Origin of the sequence: Sporosarcina highlanderae, from assembly GCF_030433715.1 — a bacterium.
In the GTDB taxonomy this organism is placed as follows: domain Bacteria; phylum Bacillota; class Bacilli; order Bacillales_A; family Planococcaceae; genus Sporosarcina; species Sporosarcina highlanderae.
This window is the reverse complement of the sequence record NZ_JAROCC010000001.1, coordinates 249,883-269,090: the sequence shown is the minus strand read 5'-3', so window position 1 is coordinate 269,090 and position 19,208 is coordinate 249,883. Positions and strand designations below refer to the sequence as shown.

Annotated in this window: 19 protein-coding genes and 1 tRNA gene; 13 read left to right on the top strand and 7 right to left on the bottom strand. The window is 44.1% G+C overall.

Going from position 1 to position 19,208, the window contains the following annotated elements:
- Positions 1-9: 9 nt before the first annotated feature.
- Together P5G49_RS01180 and P5G49_RS01175 are read right to left on the bottom strand one after the other, a co-directional pair.
- Entirely contained in the window at positions 10-492 is a 483-nt protein-coding gene (locus tag P5G49_RS01180; RefSeq protein WP_301241631.1) for a YusW family protein, read from the bottom strand.
- Between the two features lie 260 nt (positions 493-752).
- Complete coding sequence (locus P5G49_RS01175) at positions 753-1,772, bottom strand: DUF2804 domain-containing protein (RefSeq protein ID WP_435877165.1); 1,020 nt, start codon at positions 1,770-1,772, stop codon at positions 753-755.
- 118 nt (positions 1,773-1,890) lie between these two features.
- On the opposite strand from P5G49_RS01175, the gene P5G49_RS01170 reads away from it, so the two are divergent.
- Positions 1,891-1,962 (top strand) — tRNA-Ala (locus P5G49_RS01170).
- Between the two features lie 125 nt (positions 1,963-2,087).
- Positions 2,088-2,870, top strand: coding sequence for an alpha/beta fold hydrolase (locus P5G49_RS01165; protein WP_301241864.1), 783 nt, complete (start codon positions 2,088-2,090; stop codon positions 2,868-2,870).
- Between the two features lie 88 nt (positions 2,871-2,958).
- Here the strand turns inward: P5G49_RS01165 and P5G49_RS01160 are convergent, their stop codons facing one another.
- Positions 2,959-3,306, bottom strand: coding sequence for a hypothetical protein (locus tag P5G49_RS01160; protein WP_301241630.1), 348 nt, complete (start codon positions 3,304-3,306; stop codon positions 2,959-2,961).
- Between the two features lie 158 nt (positions 3,307-3,464).
- Between P5G49_RS01160 and P5G49_RS01155 the strand changes: the two genes are divergently transcribed.
- Both P5G49_RS01155 and P5G49_RS01150 read left to right on the top strand, forming a co-directional pair.
- Positions 3,465-3,953: an amidase domain-containing protein gene (locus P5G49_RS01155; RefSeq protein ID WP_301241629.1), complete on the top strand. Its 489-nt coding sequence runs from the start codon at positions 3,465-3,467 to the stop codon at positions 3,951-3,953.
- A gap of 44 nt (positions 3,954-3,997) precedes the next feature.
- Positions 3,998-4,966 (top strand): NAD(P)-dependent alcohol dehydrogenase, encoded by a 969-nt coding sequence (locus tag P5G49_RS01150; protein ID WP_301241863.1) that lies wholly within the window; start codon positions 3,998-4,000, stop codon positions 4,964-4,966.
- A 104-nt stretch (positions 4,967-5,070) separates the two neighbouring features.
- Here the strand turns inward: P5G49_RS01150 and P5G49_RS01145 are convergent, their stop codons facing one another.
- Positions 5,071-5,916: a DegV family protein gene (locus P5G49_RS01145; protein ID WP_301241628.1), complete on the bottom strand. Its 846-nt coding sequence runs from the start codon at positions 5,914-5,916 to the stop codon at positions 5,071-5,073.
- Between the two features lie 185 nt (positions 5,917-6,101).
- Here P5G49_RS01145 and P5G49_RS01140 point away from each other — a divergent pair, with 185 nt between their 5' ends.
- A complete protein-coding gene (locus P5G49_RS01140) occupies positions 6,102-6,704 on the top strand; it encodes a nitroreductase family protein (protein WP_301241627.1) in 603 nt (200 codons plus the stop codon).
- A 48-nt stretch (positions 6,705-6,752) separates the two neighbouring features.
- Here P5G49_RS01140 and P5G49_RS01135 read toward each other — a convergent pair whose 3' ends face one another.
- Entirely contained in the window at positions 6,753-8,150 is a 1,398-nt protein-coding gene (locus tag P5G49_RS01135) for a dipeptidase (protein WP_301241626.1), read from the bottom strand.
- Between the two features lie 166 nt (positions 8,151-8,316).
- Here P5G49_RS01135 and P5G49_RS01130 point away from each other — a divergent pair, with 166 nt between their 5' ends.
- Both P5G49_RS01130 and P5G49_RS01125 read left to right on the top strand, forming a co-directional pair.
- A complete protein-coding gene (locus P5G49_RS01130; RefSeq protein WP_301241625.1) occupies positions 8,317-9,573 on the top strand; it encodes a hemolysin family protein in 1,257 nt (418 codons plus the stop codon).
- A gap of 165 nt (positions 9,574-9,738) precedes the next feature.
- Positions 9,739-10,284 (top strand): RNA polymerase sigma factor, encoded by a 546-nt coding sequence (locus P5G49_RS01125; protein WP_301241624.1) that lies wholly within the window; start codon positions 9,739-9,741, stop codon positions 10,282-10,284.
- Between the two features lie 61 nt (positions 10,285-10,345).
- Here P5G49_RS01125 and P5G49_RS01120 read toward each other — a convergent pair whose 3' ends face one another.
- Positions 10,346-10,534: an SE1832 family protein gene (locus tag P5G49_RS01120; RefSeq protein ID WP_301241623.1), complete on the bottom strand. Its 189-nt coding sequence runs from the start codon at positions 10,532-10,534 to the stop codon at positions 10,346-10,348.
- A gap of 24 nt (positions 10,535-10,558) precedes the next feature.
- Positions 10,559-11,614 carry a PseG/SpsG family protein gene (locus tag P5G49_RS01115; protein ID WP_301241622.1) on the bottom strand — a complete coding sequence of 352 codons (1,056 nt, stop codon included), beginning with the start codon at positions 11,612-11,614 and terminating at the stop codon, positions 10,559-10,561.
- A 136-nt stretch (positions 11,615-11,750) separates the two neighbouring features.
- Here P5G49_RS01115 and P5G49_RS01110 point away from each other — a divergent pair, with 136 nt between their 5' ends.
- The 6 genes from P5G49_RS01110 (at position 11,751) to P5G49_RS01085 (ending at position 19,201) form a co-directional block, all read left to right on the top strand.
- On the top strand, positions 11,751-13,685 hold the full coding sequence (locus tag P5G49_RS01110; protein WP_301241621.1) for a cation:proton antiporter: 1,935 nt from the start codon (positions 11,751-11,753) through the stop codon (positions 13,683-13,685).
- 74 nt (positions 13,686-13,759) lie between these two features.
- Complete coding sequence (locus P5G49_RS01105; protein ID WP_301241620.1) at positions 13,760-14,323, top strand: NADPH-dependent FMN reductase; 564 nt, start codon at positions 13,760-13,762, stop codon at positions 14,321-14,323.
- A 120-nt stretch (positions 14,324-14,443) separates the two neighbouring features.
- On the top strand, positions 14,444-16,609 hold the full coding sequence (locus P5G49_RS01100; RefSeq protein ID WP_301241619.1) for a DNA topoisomerase III: 2,166 nt from the start codon (positions 14,444-14,446) through the stop codon (positions 16,607-16,609).
- A gap of 144 nt (positions 16,610-16,753) precedes the next feature.
- Complete coding sequence (gene ybaK / locus P5G49_RS01095; protein WP_301241618.1) at positions 16,754-17,236, top strand: Cys-tRNA(Pro) deacylase; 483 nt, start codon at positions 16,754-16,756, stop codon at positions 17,234-17,236.
- Between the two features lie 56 nt (positions 17,237-17,292).
- Entirely contained in the window at positions 17,293-18,018 is a 726-nt protein-coding gene (locus tag P5G49_RS01090) for a YczE/YyaS/YitT family protein (RefSeq protein ID WP_301241617.1), read from the top strand.
- Between the two features lie 100 nt (positions 18,019-18,118).
- Complete coding sequence (locus P5G49_RS01085; RefSeq protein ID WP_301241616.1) at positions 18,119-19,201, top strand: hypothetical protein; 1,083 nt, start codon at positions 18,119-18,121, stop codon at positions 19,199-19,201.
- Positions 19,202-19,208: the final 7 nt, after the last annotated feature.

Sequence of the window (19,208 nt, the reverse complement as noted above, 5' to 3'; positions counted from 1 at the left end):
CAGCCTTTTTTATTTGGATTCATCAATATCCAATTTAGTACCATCATCGAAATCTACTTCTAACTCAAACCGCGTATACGTATCCAAACCGAACCACTTCATGATCTTATCAATTACATCCTGTTTCGCCATATCCTTCGTCAGATTAATATCCATGAAAAGCTTATCCAGTTTATTGAACGCTTCTGTGCCCTCCAAATTCAGCCCTGCCAACTTATTCTTGTACGACGCGCTATGTGATTTGGCTACAGCATACTGCACATCCACAACTTCCTGCCCGTCAACCTCTATTTCCAAATCAAATTTATCAAAACCATATCCTTTGCCGGAATCCAAACTCCCACCTTCTACGTCGGTTTTAACGGAGAGCGTATTATCCTGCTGCAAAGGCTTGTCCGGCCCCTTGCCCACATCCTTATTTGAATTCCCGCACGCTCCTAAAATCAGCACAGCAAATAACAAGAACATCGCGGTCCTCAAAGTGTTCCTCATAATTGCAAACCTCCAGTTATAGTATATCTTCATTAATTTCCTTGATTGGGGGAAATTAAACACTGGGGAGGGGTGTTGACTTCATTCTCACAAAGCAAATCATGCGGAAGTGGTGATAAAGTAGGCTTGAGTGGTGATAACTGCGTTCTAAGTGGTGATAAACTCTTTTTAAATGGTGATAAACCCGGTCTGAGTGGTGATAACCCCCACAATTCCACCCCAAAACAAAAACAACCGGCACCATGCCGGTTGTTTTCAATTCACCATTTCGCCTTATGCTCCTCTGAACACCCTAACATTTGCCGGATGCGGAGAGTCGTGCCATCGTGCAACTTAACAAAACCATTGAAATAGCCTACAAGCTGATGCACATTTGTTTGGACAATCTGCGCATTCGTTTTGGACGTTCGTTCAAAGAAAGGGGAGAACGTCAAGTTTACTTGATCGGAAAACTTTGTGCGGATATGCCAAGGGTGCATGAAGTTTTCTGGGTTATATGTGAAAATGACATCCTCATGAATCTTCGTCATTGCGCCATCTACAAAAACAGCATTCTCTGTCATGCCCGCTCCATCTGTCCATTTGCCCCCAAAGTTCAGCCCGATCCGTCTGCCTCCCGAACGCTGCGAAGCCATTGCCCAATTCCATTCGGCATTTCGCGGCCAAACTCCACGCCCATAATCGAGGACAGCAAAGCTATAATCCGGGTTAAAATTATATCGTTTATTGCCGATCTTCACAAAACCTGCTGTCGGCAATGTATGGTGCTTCGCTGTAAATTGAAACAAATCTCTTTTCCACGGAATGACGACGTTTAGGGAATCATCCTGCTTCGGATGTAAAATATGCAAGTCGGCATGAAGCACTTCATTGTCAAAATCCGGAATCGTGACAGATAAATGAGTCTCTCCCTGCATATGCACAAGCTGGACGGAAACCCGGTCGTTCACGAATTTCACACTTTCAAGCACTTCCTCCGGCATCTTCACTTTCCGACCAACCGGAAGGACAATCTGTTTCTCATAAAAGCGCTGCGTTTCGTAATCAAGGAGATAGACAAAGCAAACTGCCGCATAACCAAGATGGCTGATTGTCGCAGAAAAAAGAAGATCCTCGCCGAACACACACCAATAATTCCATTTCTTTTTCCGCATGAAATGGCCCTTTAAATTGCTTATAATGAGCGGACGTCTGGCAAAACCAATCGCCTCAGGATTTAGCATCCCTTTGCGATCACAAAGATTCACCTGGTCCGTTATCTCCCGTTCAGCATGCTGCAAGAAGATCCCCCCAACCTATTGTCTTTTTCGTTTACCATGATATACTTTATATTGTATCAGATTTACGAGGCATTAGCTCAGTTAGGAGAGTGCCACGTTTTTGATATGATTTCATTTCGGGGTCGTAGCTCAATGGGAGAGTGTCGCGCTGGCAGTGCGAAGGTTGTGGGTTCAATCCCCATCGACTCCATTCTTAGGAACCTTGTCAAATTAACATTTGGCAGGGTTCTTTTTTCATTGAACAGAAGGTTAGCACCTATGTCTTCAAAGCTGAATACATATAGGTGAAGTCATTATAACGACGGAGGAATCGTTATCGGGTATTTGGTTACTGTAGAGTCAGGTGTAAATTTGTATGTTGAAGATCTTAATCCGGAGGGTAGCAAGACAATTGTCTTTATACATGGATGGCCGTTGAGCCATAAACAGTTCGAATATCAGTTTAATGTTCTGCCATCTATGGGGTACCGCTGTATCGGCATAGACTGGAGAGGCTTTGGCAATTCGGATAAGCCATTCGACGGTTATACGTTAGACAGATTGGCCGATGATATCCGCGCTGTTGTCGGTACTCTTCAATTAGAAAATTTTGCGCTTGTAGGTCACTCGACGGGTGGGGCTATTGCAATTCGATATATGACTAGATATAACGGTTACGGAGTCTCCCGGCTTGTACTTGTTGACGCTGCAGCCCCCCTGGGTTTTTCAGAGGAAACTGCGAACCGATATCTTATGCAAACGTTAAATGATCGACCGAAGTTGATGCAGGAAGTAATCGATGGCTTTTTCTTTCAGTATATAACTGATCGTTTCTCGGATTGGTTCTTTCAGATGGGTATGCAAGCTGCTGGATGGTCGACGGCTGCAATCATTGTTTTATTGAGAGACGAGAATTTGTACGAGGACCTACGAAAAATAGTTGCCCCCACTTTAATTATTCACGGCATCCACGATAAAGTTATTCCATTTTCACAAGCTAAGGAGCAAAATGAATTAATCCCAAACTCGCAGTTAGTCCCGTTTAACTTTAGTGGCCATGGTGCTTTTTGGGAAGAACGTGATAAGTTTAATCGGTTATTAACACAATTCATTAATTGAAAATACAAATCACCGGTTCGAACCCGGTATGCTCCATATTTAAAAGACCTGTCAAATTAGATATTTGACAGGTCTTCTTTTTTATTCTTTACTGTCGCTTTTTCAATTGCAAATTCCCTTTGTTAAACATAATAAGTCCATTAAATCGTGCATATAGGGCGTAAACTGGATAGAGCAGACTAAAAAACACAAGACTAGTAGGCACTTTTTCAATAGCTGGTATGATGCCGGATAGCAAAGAAATGACTGTTTCCGTTAAGAAAATAAATAATGGAACAACTGCCAATGCCCCAATCATTAAAAGGGGAGTTACTTTTGTTTCTTTTAATCTAACTTTGCAGTATGGACACTTCATGGTAAAAGAGGATGAAAAGTGTTCATAGTCCTTGAGTGTTAGGGCTGTTTGACAATTTGGACATGGTATTGATGATTGCATATAACTCTCCTTATACATATTAATTAACCTTATATTAGTATAGTTGCGAACTCCCTCTTTAGTAAATGGGAGTTAGTGCCAATTAAAGGTAGACGATTTGTACAACTATTGTGCATTCCGCCTGCACCTTCTTCATACCATGGCAGGGGGGTGTTATATTGTACAGTCGTGAAGCAGCAGTCAGGTACGCGGATCAATGGTGGAATGGGAGAAATCCGGCGTATCCTTCATTCGACGTCGATTGCACAAATTATATTTCGCAATGCTTGCGGGCAGGTGGGGCACCTATGTATGGCTATCCGAATCGTGGGAAGGGATGGTGGTTGCAGGGTGGGACGTGGAGTTTTAGTTGGTCGGTTTCACACTCGTTGCATTGGTACGTGGCAGGTTCGAAAAAAGGGTTGACCGCAAAGAAGGTCAGTTCACCTTATGAGTTGGATTTAGGGGATCTAATTTTCTATGATTTCCAGGGAGACGGGAGATACGATCACTCGACGATTGTCACCGCAAAGGACATCAACGGCGCGCCACTTGTCAATGCGCACACCTATGACGCCTATCATCGGACGTGGGATTATAAGGATTCCTATGCGTGGCGGGAAAGTGCCCAGTATGCATTCTTTAAAATTAACGATAATTTTTCCTGAACAGATAAAAGACTGTGGATTTATAGAAAAATGGGGGCGGTTTTATAAAGGCGATAGTTAGTAATAAATATGGTTCACCGGATGTACTTGAATTAAGAGAAATTGAAAAACCCTTACCTACCGAAAATCGAGTATTGATAAAAGTTCATGCAGCATCTTTGAACTTTGGGAACTTGGTTCTTTTGAAAGGCGAACCTTTCTTAGCCCGTTTTGCCTTCGGATTAACAAAACCAAAATACTCTATTTTAGGAGGTGACGTAGCCGGTACAGTTGAAGCTGTCGGTAAAGATGTTAAGCTATTTCAAATAGGTGATGAGGTATTTGGCGATCTCTCCCAATGTGGCTGGGGAGGTTTTGCTGAATACGTATCTGTCCCAGAATATGCACTATCCTTAAAGCCAAAAAATATCTCCTTCGAGGAAGCTGCTGCGACTCCGATGGCAGGTGTGACTGCGTTACAGGGACTGCGTAATAAAGGTAAGATTAAATCGGGACATAAAGTATTGATTTATGGGGCATCTGGTGGCATCGGTACTTTCGCGGTGCAAATTGCCAAATCCTTCGGGGCTGAAGTCACAGGAGTATGCAGTACAAGAAATTTAGAGATATTGCGTTCAATAGGAGCAGACCATATCATTGATTATACAAAAGAGGATTTCACCCAAGTTGAGGAGTGTTACGACCTGATCCTTGGCGTGAACGGTTCTAATCCCATTTCATTATATAAACGTCTACTAAAACCAAATGGGATTTTCGTTCACGTTGGAGGTTCAGAATCACAACTTTTCAGAACGTTATTATTTGGTCCGTTTATTTCAATGGCTGGAAGCAAGAAAATGAGTACACTGTTACAGAGAGCAAACCAAGAAGACTTAAATTATGTAAAAGAATTACTTGAGACTGGTAAAGTAAAACCAATAATTGATAAACAGTATAATATTAGTGAAATAGTCGAGGCTTTCAACTATTTCCAGGAAGGTCACGCTCAAGGTAAAGTGGTAATTACTGTGTAACGGGGTGCTTTAATTAAATCCTTACATGCCACAATAAAGTAAAAAAGCTTGAGGTGAAAATTCAACTCAAGCTTTTTTGTGTGCTACTGTATAGTTACTTGCGTTCAGTCATACCATAATACTGCAAGTGTACCTTCGCCTGCGTGGACTGCCAACGTCGAGCTGATATCCCCGATTTCCACTTCAATACCGGGAGCCTCATTTCTAATCATTGTCTTCAGCTGTTCAGCTTGTTCGAGTACATTTCCTTGCATCAAATAAATTTTGCCCTTGCCCGCCGGATGCCTTTCAAGCACTTTGTCAACCAAATATTGGAGCGCCTTCTTTTCGGAACGCACCTTTTCGATCGCTTCCAATTTGCCATCGGTTGTAATTTGAATGACAGGCTTCACTTTCAATAGGCTGCCAAGGAAGAATTGCACGCCACTCATTCGTCCACCTTTGTATAGCTGCTCCAATTGACCGATAAGGATGAAATTATGTAGCGACCCGGCTGTCTTTTCAAGATGGTCTTTAATTTCACCTACAGAAGCACCGGATTCTTGCATCTTTATGCCTTTTTCGATTAACCCCGTAATACCGTAAGAAACAGAGAGGGAATCGATGAACGTAATCGGGAACTCCGCAATTTCGGCTCCTGCCATCGAAGAGGCAAGTGTTCCGCTTAAATTGCTTGATACGTGAACTGCGATTGCCTGTTCATAGTTCTCCGCAATCTGCTTAAACTTTTCGGCAAACTCTCCTGCTGAAGGTTGCGATGTTTTTGGGAACTCGGTTGCATTCTTGATGTTTTCGTATAATTGGCTGGGAGTAAGGTCGATTCCATCCACGAATTGCTTTTCCCCGAAATGTATATTTAGGGGAATCGAATAAAAATCAGGGTGTTGTTTCAATTCTTCAGTGATGTATGCAGTACTGTCTGTAATCCATGCAATCGGTTTTTTAGTCATTGTCCGCCATCCTTTTTTCAAAACTTTCTATTCTTTCTTTATTATACTATGAATAGTAATTTAGTGGAATACCAAAAGAAGAATTGTTCTGAATACCACCCTGTATTTTGGGACATCCTCCCCGTTGCAAGGAATTTGTGTATAATGATGGTTGGAAGTACGAATGAAAAGGGGAGTTTGTAATTATGAATGAACAATCATTATCAGTTAGGGATGCAATCGTCAACCGCCGATCGATCAAGAATTTCAACGGGCAACCGGTCGATCTTGAAAATATAAATGAGATTTTAGATGATGCAAGATGGGCACCGAATCATGGCTTACGTAATCCATGGCGTTTCGTCGTGGCTGCTAATAAAGAGTACATCAAATTCCAAGAAGTACTGAAAGAATACGGAGTGCCGAAATGGAAGGACCTTTCCGAAGAAGAATTGGAAAAAAAGATGAAAACATTCCGCGCCCCTGGGGCGGTCGTGTTTGTTATCGTAAAGGAAGATGTGCGCCAAAAGGAAAGGCTTGAAGACTATGCAGCAGCAAGCATGCTCATTCAAAATGCAATGCTACTTGCTTGGGATAAAGGCATCGGTTCTTGCTGGAAAACACCAGTATTCCTCGACAATCCGAAGTTCCGTGAAGAGCTTGGCGTGAAACATGGAGAGCGTATCATCAGCATGCTACAATTCGGCTACTATGACGACTACCCAAAGAACCGCACACGCACACCACTTGAAGATATCGTTACGTATTACGGCAGGGAAGAAGAAGCAACCGAGGTAGGAGAAGAATAAATACAAAGGGCATTCCCGATGATTGGGATTGCCCTTCTTTTATTTGTCTTACTTCCTCAAATCTTCTTTCGAGAATCCGGCAAGCTCATAATAATAATCTCCAATTACACGCAATCCCTTATCAAAGTTCTCCAAATGGAAATGCTCGTTAGGGGCATGGAAATTTTCGCTTGATAAACCGAAGCCCATAAGGACAACCGGCAAATTCAAAATTTCATCAAAAGCCGCCACAATTGGAATCGAGCCACCCATACGTGTAAAAGCAGTCGGCACATTATACACCTTCTCGTATGATTTACCCGCAGCCTGGATTGCCGGGTGATCGAATGGCGTGATGAATGGTTTACCTTTATCGAACTCCGTAACAGTTACCGTTACACCCGCAGGTTTATGTTTTTCAATATGTGCTCTTAATTTTTTTACGATATCTTCAGGATCTTGGTCAGGAACTAGTCGGCAAGTGATCTTTGCACCAGCCTCAGATGGCAACACCGTTTTAATGCCTTCGCCTGAGAACCCTCCGAAAACGCCGTTAACCTCAAGAGTAGGGCGTGTCCACGTCTGCTCTAAATAGGAATAACCTTTTTCGCCAAAGAGCTCATTTACTCCGATTTCCTCTTTCAATGCCTCTTCGTCAAAATTAAGTGCGCGATATGCCTCGCGTTCCTCATCAGCAAGAGGGCGTACATCATTGTAAAATCCTTCAACAGAAATAGTCCCTTCCTGATCATGGAACGATGCAAGGATCTCTGAAATGGCATGGATTGGGTTTTGCACACCGCCACCGTAAATACCGGAATGCAAATCGCCTTTTGCCCCTTTAACATCGATTTGTACGCCAGCTAAACCACGTAATCCATAGCAGATTGCAGGTTTTCCGGGTCCGTACATTCCGGTATCGGAAATGATAATGATGTCAGCAGCAAGCTTTTCTTTATTTTCCTCAATATATTTCTCAAGGTTCGGGCTTCCGACTTCTTCTTCACCTTCGATGATGAATTTAACATTCACCGGCAAGCTTCCGTTTTCATTCATAAGCGCTTCAACTGCTTTGATGTGCATGAAAACTTGTCCTTTGTCGTCACTCGCCCCGCGTGCATATAATTTATTATCACGAACTTCTGGGTCAAACGGTCCGCTTTCCCATAAGTTCAACGGATCGACAGGCTGAACGTCGTAATGGCCGTAGAAAAGAATAGTAGGTTTCCCTTCAGCGTGTAGCCAATCTCCATAAACGACGGGATGTCCGTCCGTTTCATCGATTGAAAGGTTTTCAAGCCCTGCGTTCTTGAATGAATCTTTCAGCCATTCCGCAGCTTTTTGCATATCTTCCTTATGCTCGGACAATGCGCTGATGCTTGGAATACGGAGAAAATCCTTCAATTCATTCAAATGTTCTTCTCTTTTTGACGTGAAATAAGCGTCCAATGCTTCCAAATGATTCAACTGAATCCCTCTTTTCAAAATTAATTCGTGATTAGAAATAGTATATCACGTTGGTGCGAATCAAGTTATTTATTAGGACGGATTTATTATGAGTATGATATGATATGTAAAAGTTGCTAAATTGAACGAATTGTAGAAGTACAGATAACTCCGGGAGGAATCACTTTTGTATATAGCACTAGGGTTCTTTTTATTCATGTCGTTCTTCCTTTCAGGGAGTGAAACGGCTTTAACAGCGGTCAATCGAATGAAGGTCCAGCTTCGTGCTGAGCAAGGCGACCGTAAGTCGATCAAATTAAGGGATCTTATCTCCAAGCCGGACCGCATGATTACTGCAATACTTATCGGAAACAATATAGCGAATATTATGATGCCGACACTTGTTACGATGATCGCAATCGATAAAGGTTGGAAGGTTGGATTGGCGACGGGGATATTGACGGTCGTCATCATTATTTTTGGCGAAGTGCTGCCAAAAACGATTTCAGCGACGTTTGCCGATCGAGTTGCATACGTAGTGGCACCATCAATCTCTATAATTGTAAAACTACTTACCCCATTGACAGCGTTTCTTGCTTTATTCACGAATTTCTTCATCCGTATCATTTCAAAAGGTGCGGTGACCGAGGCTACATTGACGAAGGAAGAGCTGCGTTCAATGGTGGATATCGCATCGACAGAAGGGACATTTCAGCAGGAAGAATCACTGCGGTTGAAAGGTGTGCTTGATTTTCCTGAAAAGGATGTTTCTGATGTCATGGAGACGCACAGGACGGACATCATTGGGGTGCCGATTGAATCGACATATGAGGAAGTGCGGGACACAATTCTCGAATACTTTTACACGCGTTATCCAGTGTACGAGGAAAGTATTGACCGGGTTGTAGGCGTATTTTATTCGAAAATGCTGATCGAATGGTCGATGTACCCTGAAAAGAAGTTATCCGAACTTATGGATGATGAGCCGCTTTTCGTCGTTCAGACATCGAGTGTCGAAAAAGTGTTTAAGCTTATGCTTGCGAAAAAGAAACATATGGCTGTTATTTTGGATGAGTATGGTGGAACTCTTGGGATTGTCACGCATGAAGACATTATCGAAGAGATGATTGGTCAAGACATCGAGGACGAAACAGACTTCGATGAGGAAGTGCTTGTCTATGAAAAGGATGATCACTTGTTAATCTGCCATGGACGTCTTGAAATTGTGGACGCTATCGACCTGCTTAATGTAGAATTGCCGACCGACCTTGAAACAATCGGCGGCTTTGTCATGCAGGAATTAGGCCATGTACCTGAACCGGGAGAGCGGTTTACATATGAGAACCTCTATTTCGAAATCGAAGAAATGGACCGAAGCCGGATTGTTAAGATGAAAATCACGAAACGGGAAATAGAAAAAGAGGAAGCCGCAGATGAGGAATAAAAAGTAGCCCCACGAATTGGTCGTGGGGCGATTTTTATTCTTCTCGGCCACTCTCCGCTTTTGATGCTTACAACTTTGTAAGATTACTGAAAGACAAAGCGATAGTTTGTAATGAAGAATTCATCGATAATAAAGCCAACAGCAACAAAACGGAGGCGTTATCGGATGAAAATGGATTTGACTGAGCTATACGAAGAATATGGCCGTTACATATATCATTTATGTTTGAAATTAACTCGTAATAAAGAGGAAGCTGAAGACCTCATGCAAGATGTATGGGTCAAAGTCGTCCGCTATAGCGGGAAAATGGATAGTGTCGATCGCATGAAAGCTTGGTTGACGACGATCTGTATGAACACTTTCCGTGATCGCTACAGAAAAGACGTGCGAAGAAGCAAGCATGTGATGAACCAACCTGAAACATTGGACGTTCCGATCTTAGATTTGGTTCCCAGTGATAATCCGACACCAGTCGAAATGATCGAACAAAACGATATCCAATTGATGGTCCAACAAAAAATTGGCCAATTGGATGGCATTTACCGGACGACAATCGAATACTTCTACGTCTATCAATACTCATTAATTGAAATTGCAGATTTGATGAAAGTATCGATCGGAACAGTGAAATCCCGTTTGTTCCGTGCGAAGAAATACTTGAAGGAATTAATTATGGATGATTCAGCGGTGAGGGAATACGTCACTGCTTGATAGATACTGAATTAAAAGGCTGTCAACGAATAGAAAACTCTATTCGTTGACAGCCTTTCTATCATTCCGACAGCCCAGCAAGCTGTTTATTCAATAAAGCAAGTTTTTCTTCCATCGCTGCAAGCCGCTGCTCCGCTTTATGGACGGAGTCTGCATGTCCTGTCGATTCCAATTTCTCCACATCGCCTTGTAGGCTGATATAGTCCATTTTCAATTCGGCGATTGCCGATTCGATCTGTCTTTTGTTCATGAAGAAAACTCCAATCGTTTTCTTTTAGTTTAGCATATCGGACATTGTTTTTCCGCTAACTCCGCGTTTTGGATGTTCTAAAAGATAGAATATGGTCTCCAAAACCGTGTCCAATCCGTCGCCTAATTTTAGTGAGAGTTGGCGTTCGATCGCCCGTTTTCTCAGTGTTTCATGCAGCAATGGCTCCATGATTGCATTAAGTAGATTCGATTGTTTCACTTTTCGCCCAAGGCCAAGATGGACGAAGCCGTGCTGTTCCTTTGGAAACGTAAGTCCCACTTCGAAATCGTTTTGTGAAAGAATGATGCATGGAATTCCTATGACAGCGACTTCATATGGCATATAGCCTGACGCGCAAAGAATCACATCTGCACTTGCATATACTTCCGGCAGGTCATACGGCGGCTGCTGGACAATGGTGTTTCGCCTGCCAAGCGCCATCATCCGAAGTGTGCTTACATCATGGGGGTATTTTTCCCCGACAAGGACGGTCACTTTCAACGGGATCTGTAGCTGTGAAACGTGGCGCAATGCCCTGAACGTCAGGTTACCTTCATCCTCTTCCCCGAACGAGACGACCAGATGGGGGAGGGATCCCGGCGGCTGCTTTTTAAGTCCGTGTTTTTTGAACTTATGCATCGATGGATCGGCGATGAAAAGCTGGCGGTCTTTCACATAATGTTCCGGCGCTTCATCCACAGGGTCATCCAAAAGGGTTTGGATTACAAAATCCGCCTGCTTTCCACCATCCCCGAAATCATCAAAATGGAGGATAGACGGAACAATCTCCTGTATTTTCTCCACTTCTTCCGAAATTGTTGAACCCGTATCCCGAATAAGAAGATCAGGTTTTATGAAAGTTAAAACTTGTAGCAGATTGGACTTTTTACCAACTAAAATCGATTTGAAGCCATCAGGCGGTGTGGGGGAATTTTCTCCTACAATGAATAGGACATTCACTTCTTTTGCGATGGCTTTGGCAAGTACAGCAGCCCTTCTTGCTGGATAAGAGCCCTTCCCATCGGCCCTGACAATGTAGAATGCAACAGTTTTCTTCTTTAGATTTTCTATTGGAATCACCCTTTCTAACCTATCTATCAACTACTCTTCTTTTAACCCTATGATTCCAAAAAAGGAGTTATGTACAAATGTGTGGAATGGAAGTGGAATTGTGGTAAACTAACACATATTCTTAGGAGGACGGGGGTGGAATTCCGTGTTCGAATCGTTATTATTCGACTTGATGCTTGTCATTTTGTTGGGGATCCTTTCGCAGTGGGTTGCGTGGAAATACAGACTGCCTGCAATTGTCGTCATGTCTGTGGCAGGCCTGCTTGTGGGTCCGATTTTTGGTTTGATCAATCCGCAGGAAACGATGGGAGATCTTTTTGGGCCGATCATTACTTTTGCGGTTGCGATCATTTTATTTGAAGGCAGCTTGAATTTGGATGTAAGGGAAATTAGAGGATTCAGCAAGCCGGTCGGCAGGATTGTGACAATCGGCGCTTTCATCGCATGGATAGCCGGATCACTTGCCGCGCATTTTTTGGCCGGACTATCATGGGAAGTTTCCTTTATAATCGGTGGTTTATTCATCGTCACGGGTCCGACCGTCATCCTTCCATTGCTAAGGCAGGCGAAGCTGAAGCCGCGCCCTGCTGCAATATTGAAATGGGAAGGCATTGTTGTGGATCCTTTCGGCGCATTGCTTGCAGTCTTTGCGTTTGAATTCATTAAATTCATCAATAGTGAAGTTACACTGAAATCACTATTATTATTCTTTGCAGCCTCCGCATTCGCCGTATTCATCGGGTGGCTTGCCGCCCTGATTATCGGAAATGCGTTTGAGCGGGGAAGCATACCGGAGTATTTGAAAGCTCCGATTCTCTTTGTCGTTGTCCTGTTCACTTTCGTCTTCTCGGATGAAATCATGCATGAAACCGGATTGCTTGCAGTAACGGCAATGGGGATGAAAATGGCGAATATGCGCTTGACGACGCTGAATGATGTGCGCCATTTCAAAGAGAATATTTCGGTACTTCTCATTTCGGGAATCTTCGTCATGCTGACTGCTTCACTTGATCCGAAAATATTGATTGAAATTTTCAATCCGGCAATTATTACGTATGTCGCTGCAATGCTTTTCGTAGTCCGTCCATTATCAATTTGGATTTCCACAATAGGGACAGATCTCAATTATCGTGAGAGGTTGCTCATTGGCTGGATTGCGCCAAGAGGGATTGTCGCTTTGACGGTGTCCGGTTATTTTGCAACGATTCTCCTTGAAAATGGCTATGAAGACGCCGAGTTATTAACTGCATTGACATTTGCACTCGTCTTATTCACGGTTATTTTACATGGTTTTTCAATTGGGTTCCTTGCAAAGAAATTGAATTTGACGACAACAGATGAATCAGGCGTTGCGATTATTGGAGGGGCACGTTTCTCTGCTGCGCTTGCTGAATCAATTAAGGACACAGGCAATGAAGTCCTTCTTGTCGATCAGGGCTGGGCAGCACTAGCTGAGGCAAGAAAACGTGGACTGCCTAATTATGTCGGGGATATCCTTTCTGAACAGGTTGAATACCATTTGGATTTGACGCCTTATCGATATATGCTTGCGATGACGAAAGTGGATACGTATAACGCGCATATCTGTGCGGATTTTGCACCGGATTTAGGGCGACAGCATTTATTCCAGACTGCCTTCCATGTTGGGCAAGATGTGGAGACATTCAAAATAGCAGGTGGTCAAAAACTCTTTTCGCCTTCCATTTCAATTTATAGTCTGGAGGAGCGGATGCATGCGGGGCACGTAATCCGGAAGACGATGATTACGAAACAATATAGTTATACACAATATTTACGGGAACGTGATGACAAGTCGATCCTCCTATATATCTTGCGTGCGGATGGATTGATTGAATTTTTCACGCCGAAAGTCGAGCTGCAAGCAGCTGCCGGAGACGCAATTATCGCGCTGACATCTCCTGCAAAGACAATCGAGCGTGTCATGGAACGGCTTGATGGGGGGTCAGGGGAAAGTTCAATCCCATATGAACAATTGGAAGAGAAATTCAATGAAGAGCCTTCCGGTGGAAAACGGAATATTCCAGGCGCAGCCCCAGCCTCGACGAAAAAAGTCGAATAAGCTAGTTTTAGGTAAAAGCCTCCATCTATATGGTACGATTAAGGACGGAGAACAGCTTTGAAGGAGGATGCCCTGTGAAAGTTTTGTTTGTGGACGGGACCATTATCGGGAGCAAAACCGGCGCGGTGCTCGACGCGGTCGAAAAGTATATGAAAGAAACGGGTAATGAATACGAAATCGAACGGATGAATTTTGCGGATTATGATCATCAATTCGTAGACGGCCGTCCGTTGGAACAATATAACGAGGATATGCAAAAATTGGTGCGAAAATTTGTTGAAGCAGATGGTTACATTATTTCCACACCCATTTTCCAAGGTTCTATTCCAGGTGTGTTGAAAAATGCTTTCGATATGCTTCATCCGCATGCCATGCGGTATAAACCGGTTTCCATTGTTGCAAATGGCGGCACTCACCAGCATCATCTTGTTGTTGAAAATCAATTGAAACCAATCCTTGATTATTTCCGTTCCCTTGTGACACCCAATTATGTTTACACGCATTACGGGCATTTCGACGGAGACAATACGATTATCGATGAAGATGTGAATAATCGATTACGTGAAATGGTAAGGGTCTTCGGTAGATATGTAGAAATGAGTAAAGATTTATGCAAAGATTCTTTGGATAACGATTGAAATAAATCAAAACCTGTCGGTAGCCCTTTATAAGGGGTGCGACAGGTTTTTTAATACGCCTACGATGACGTATAGAGGGTTCTCACGTATAATCGGGGTAAGTAGAAAGGGGATTTAGTAATGTCCAAATCAGTTGTATTGGCCGAAAAACCATCCGTGGCGAGGGATATTGCGCGGGTGTTAGGCTGTAATAAAAAAGGAAATGGCTTCTTGGAAGGTCAAAAATATATCGTCACATGGGCGTTAGGGCATCTCGTGACACATGCGGATCCTGAAGGGTACGGCAATGAATACAAGGAATGGAAAATGGAATACTTGCCAATTATCCCAGAACCGTTCAAATTGACGCCAATCAGGCAAACATCGAAGCAATTCAATGCGGTCAAGGCCCAGCTGCGGCGGAGTGATGTGAATGAAGTCATCATCGCGACGGATGCTGGACGTGAAGGGGAGCTTGTTGCCCGATGGATTTTGGAAATGGTGAAAAACCGCAAGCCGGTTAAGCGTCTTTGGATTTCATCCGTGACAGATAAAGCGATCAAAGACGGTTTCAATAATTTGAAGGACGGCCGCCAATACGAAAACTTGTATGAAGCGGCGGTCGCTCGGGCGGAAGCGGACTGGGTCGTCGGGATAAACGCGACACGCGCGTTGACAGTGAAATACAATGCACAACTATCGACAGGACGTGTACAGACACCGACACTTGCAATGATTGCAGAACGTGAAAGACAGATACGCGAGTTCAAGCCGAAGTCGTATTACGGCTTGCAAGCATTGACGGAAACAGCGCGGTTTACATGGTCTGATAAAACGGGGCAAACGCTGTCTTTCAATAAAGAGGCAGTGGAGAAATTACTGGCTCGTCTCGATGGGGTTCATTCAGGCAAGGTGAAAGACGTTAAAACGACACCGAAACAGCAACCGGCCCCTTATCTATTCGATTTAACGGAATTGCAAAAAGAAGCACATAGACGTTGGAGCTGGTCTGCGAAGGAAACGTTGTCGACGTTGCAGAACTTATACGAACGCCATAAAGCGGTGACATATCCACGGACAGATTCGAAGCATTTGACTTCGGATATGGCAGGAACGTTGAAGGAACGCATTAAAGCGGTCGATATCGGACCATATAGGAAATCGGTCAATGTCCTATTGCGTTCGGGAGCGGTGAAGCCGCAAAAAGGCGTCATCGACGATAAGCGGGTTTCCGATCACCATGCGATTATCCCGACGGAGGAAACACCGATCTACCAAAACTTATCCGATAAGGAACAGCGTTTGTATGATTTGATTGTAAAACGGTTCCTTGCTGTCTTTTTCGGACCTTTCCGCTATGAACAAGTGACTGCAGAGCTTGAAGTAGGCGGGGAACTATTCAAGGCAAAAGGGCGGACAGTTACGGATGAAGGATGGAAAGCGGTTTATTCCACCGACGAAGAAGAGGAAGACACGGATCGCCTGCCTGCTTTCACGAAAGGCGAAGATGTGAAAATCCGTGCAATCGTCATGACGGAAGGCCAAACAAAACCGTTAGCGCGGTTCAATGAAGGGACATTGTTAGCCGCGATGGAGAATCCTGCCCAGTTCATGGCGGGGGAATCAAAAGATCTGATCAAAACGCTTGGCGATACAGGGGGATTAGGCACAGTTGCGACCCGTGCGGACATTATCGAAAAGCTGTTCAGCTCATTTGTCATTGAGAAGAAAGGGAATGACATTTACACGACTTCGAAAGGGCGACAGCTGTTGGAGCTTGTGCCGGATGATTTGAAGTCTCCTGCATTGACTGCGGAATGGGAGCAAAGCTTGACCAAAATCGCCAATGGGAAGATGAAAAAAGAGGCTTTCATGAAAGACATGGTGGCGTTCTCGAAGAAGACGGTTAGTGAGATAAAGACCGATGATAAAAAGTTCAGACATGACAATGTCACAGGGAAAATGTGCCCGGATTGCGGCAAGCCGTTGCTTGAGGTGAATGGCAAACGTGGAAAAATGTTAGTCTGTCAAGACCGGGAATGCGGTCACCGTCGTAATGTCTCCCAATTGACGAATGCACGCTGCCCGAATTGCAAGAAGAAACTTGAATTGCGCGGGGAAGGCGAAGGAAGGATTTTCGTATGTAAATGTGGACATCGTGAAAAGCTCTCCGCATTCGAAAAGCGCAGGTCGAATTCGGGAGGCAAGAAGGCGGATAAACGTGATGTGCAGAAGTATATGAAGAAACAGGAAGAGCCGGTGAATACGGCGATGGCCGATGCGCTCCGGAAGATGTTTGAGAAGTGATATTATGCGTGAATGCGGGGATTTATGCGTGATTGTAGTGGATTATGCGTGAGTACGCGGATTTATGCGTGATTGTAGTGGGTTATGCGTGAATGCGGGGATTTATGAGTGGATGCGTGATTTATTTCCGAAGGGTGTGGGGAAATGGCGAAGCAGAAGAAGACGAATGCGGTGCGGATATTGGAGCAGGAGCGGGTCGCCCACGAGTTGATGGAATATGATATAAATGATGGTCAGTTGGATGGCGTGTCGGTGGCGGAGAAGACGGGGCAGGCGGTGGACTTAGTGTTCAAGACGCTTGTGACGCAAGCAGCACCGCGGGAATTATTCGTTTTCGTCGTACCGGTAGCGGATGAACTTGATTTGAAAAAGGCGGCGAAAGCCGTAGGTGTCAAAAAGCTGGATATGTTGCCGTTAAAGGATTTGACGAAGGAAACAGGCTATGTCCGCGGGGGCTGTTCGGCAGTTGGCATGAAGAAAAAGTATCCGACAGTGATCGATGCGTCTGCTGAAGAGCTTGATCACTTCATTGTCAGTGCTGGAAAGCCTGGGTTGCAGATGAAATTGGCTCCGTCAGATCTCGCGCGTGTCGTAGGCGCATCGTTCAGGGATATTGTTAAAGGGTGACTGAGATAAATAAAAATACCATTCGAAATATGAATGGCTGGGAAAGAAGAATGCAGATGAGAAAAGTAATGGTATGGAGATGGGCCTTTTTCGTTGTCGGCATGATGATTTTATCGTTAGGCATTACGATGACGATTAAAGGGCAACGCCTTGGCGTTGGCCCGTGGGATGTTCTGCATATCGGGTTGTACCGGAATTTCGGATTGACAATCGGCTCTTGGGGAATCATTTTAAGTATGGTCATCGTCATTTCGACTGCGGTTGTATTGAAAGAATGGACGAAACTTGGTACATGGCTGAATTTGTTCCTTGTTGGAATGTTCATCGATTTATTCAATTGGCTGATTCCGGACATCAATACGTTGACGGGTCAAGTGATCATTTTCACGCTCGGGATTGGGGTCATGGCATACGGTGTCGGTATTTATGTTGCGCCTAACTTAGGGGCCGGACCTCGTGATAGCCTGATGCTCATTTTTTCCGAAAAGCTTGGAATCAGCATTAAAAAAGTGCGGACATCGATTGAAGTGATTGTGGCGATTGCGGGTTGGCTATTGGGCGGACCTGTAGGGGTCGGAACGGTCATCATCGCCCTCTTGATCGGTCAAATCGTTCATTATTCATTGCCGCAATGCCGGAAATTATTATCGAGGTTGGCGAAAGCGGATGAAGAACAGATTATGGGGTTGGTCAAACCAACTCCCGGTCCCCTTGCCCCAAAAGGTGAAATTGAGCCAAAGCAGGTTGATTTCAATAACACGCCGGTTGGAAGCAAGCATTAAATTTAATAACTAACTTTTGAAAGCACGTGCAGACAAGCCGTGCTTTTTTTTATTCTTTGGGCATATGGTAGTCGTATGTAACAAGTAACCGAAAGGAAGGATGGTTATCATATACGGTACAATCACGGAATACATGGGGACAGCCTATACGGGACGCGGAATTGCACATAAATATGAGACGTTGATCACCACGGCTGAAAAGACGATATTTTTAAAGGCGCCACCGACAAACGCTCTATCTGATTTATTGAAACAAGCTGCGGGACATTTTCTAAAGCGGGGGTATGATGTAGATCGTTTCAATGATCCGGTGGAGCCGGACAATACGGAAGCCATTTTTGTGAGAGATCTTAATTTATTTATCATACAGGCATCTCACCCAGTTGCACTTGAACCGACGGAGTTAGGTGGTCGGCACCACGTCATTAGCTTCTATGATGCATTCGATACAAAAAAACTTGTGGCGCAGAAGGATGAAATGATTGCGATCACACAAGAATCGGATGAATTGCTGTCAAAAATGCTTCAATCTATGAAGAATGCATTGCTTATCCACGATGATTGGGAGAAAGTGAATATCAATCGGATGATGTGGAAGGAACATGAGAACATGATCGAGTCATTGAAAAAGGAGCTTTTCGGGACGATGAAACTCCATAAAAAATCGACAGTTTCTCACCGGATAGCAGGATCGTTATCCGTTGGAGGGGCACGCGACTTTTTGCCATCCATCACGTATAAGATGAAGCGTCGGATTCTCATGAAAGGATTGTCGGGAACAGGGAAATCAACAATGCTGAAGGCGCTTGGGAAAGAGGCGGAACGGCGGGGAATCGACGTTCTCTATGGATGGTGTGGATTGGATCCGAAAAGCGTGGATCTCGTTTTATTGCCGGAATTGTCGGTTTGTTTATTCGACGCAACCCAGCCCCATGAATACGATCCAGATGGCCCGACGGATGAAATCTTGGACCTTGTATCGATGTGCGAGGAAAACGCGGAGGCCGATGAAAAAATCCGTGAAATAAGCGCAAGGTATAAGGAAAAAATAATGGATGGCACCGGCTATATGCATGCATTTGCGCAAGTAGAGGGAAGGTTACGACAAATAATGGATAAGGCGATTGTGCGGAAAAAATTTGATGAAAAAGCACTTCTTTTATCCGAGTGGATTGGCGAATAACTAGTTC

Bases quoted from the DNA above. Each gene is read 5' to 3' on its own strand.
- P5G49_RS01180 (WP_301241631.1), bottom strand. From the start codon at position 492: ATGAGGAACACTTTGAGGACCGCGATGTTCTTGTTATTTGCTGTGCTG.
- P5G49_RS01160 (WP_301241630.1), bottom strand. From the start codon at position 3,306: ATGCAATCATCAATACCATGTCCAAATTGTCAAACAGCCCTAACACTC.
- P5G49_RS01145 (WP_301241628.1), bottom strand. From the start codon at position 5,916: ATGACTAAAAAACCGATTGCATGGATTACAGACAGTACTGCATACATC.
- P5G49_RS01140 (WP_301241627.1), top strand. From the start codon at position 6,102: ATGAATGAACAATCATTATCAGTTAGGGATGCAATCGTCAACCGCCGA.
- P5G49_RS01125 (WP_301241624.1), top strand. From the start codon at position 9,739: ATGAAAATGGATTTGACTGAGCTATACGAAGAATATGGCCGTTACATA.
- P5G49_RS01120 (WP_301241623.1), bottom strand. From the start codon at position 10,534: ATGAACAAAAGACAGATCGAATCGGCAATCGCCGAATTGAAAATGGAC.
- P5G49_RS01100 (WP_301241619.1), top strand. From the start codon at position 14,444: ATGTCCAAATCAGTTGTATTGGCCGAAAAACCATCCGTGGCGAGGGAT.
- ybaK (WP_301241618.1), top strand. From the start codon at position 16,754: ATGGCGAAGCAGAAGAAGACGAATGCGGTGCGGATATTGGAGCAGGAG.
- P5G49_RS01090 (WP_301241617.1), top strand. From the start codon at position 17,293: ATGAGAAAAGTAATGGTATGGAGATGGGCCTTTTTCGTTGTCGGCATG.
- P5G49_RS01085 (WP_301241616.1), top strand. From the start codon at position 18,119: ATGGTTATCATATACGGTACAATCACGGAATACATGGGGACAGCCTAT.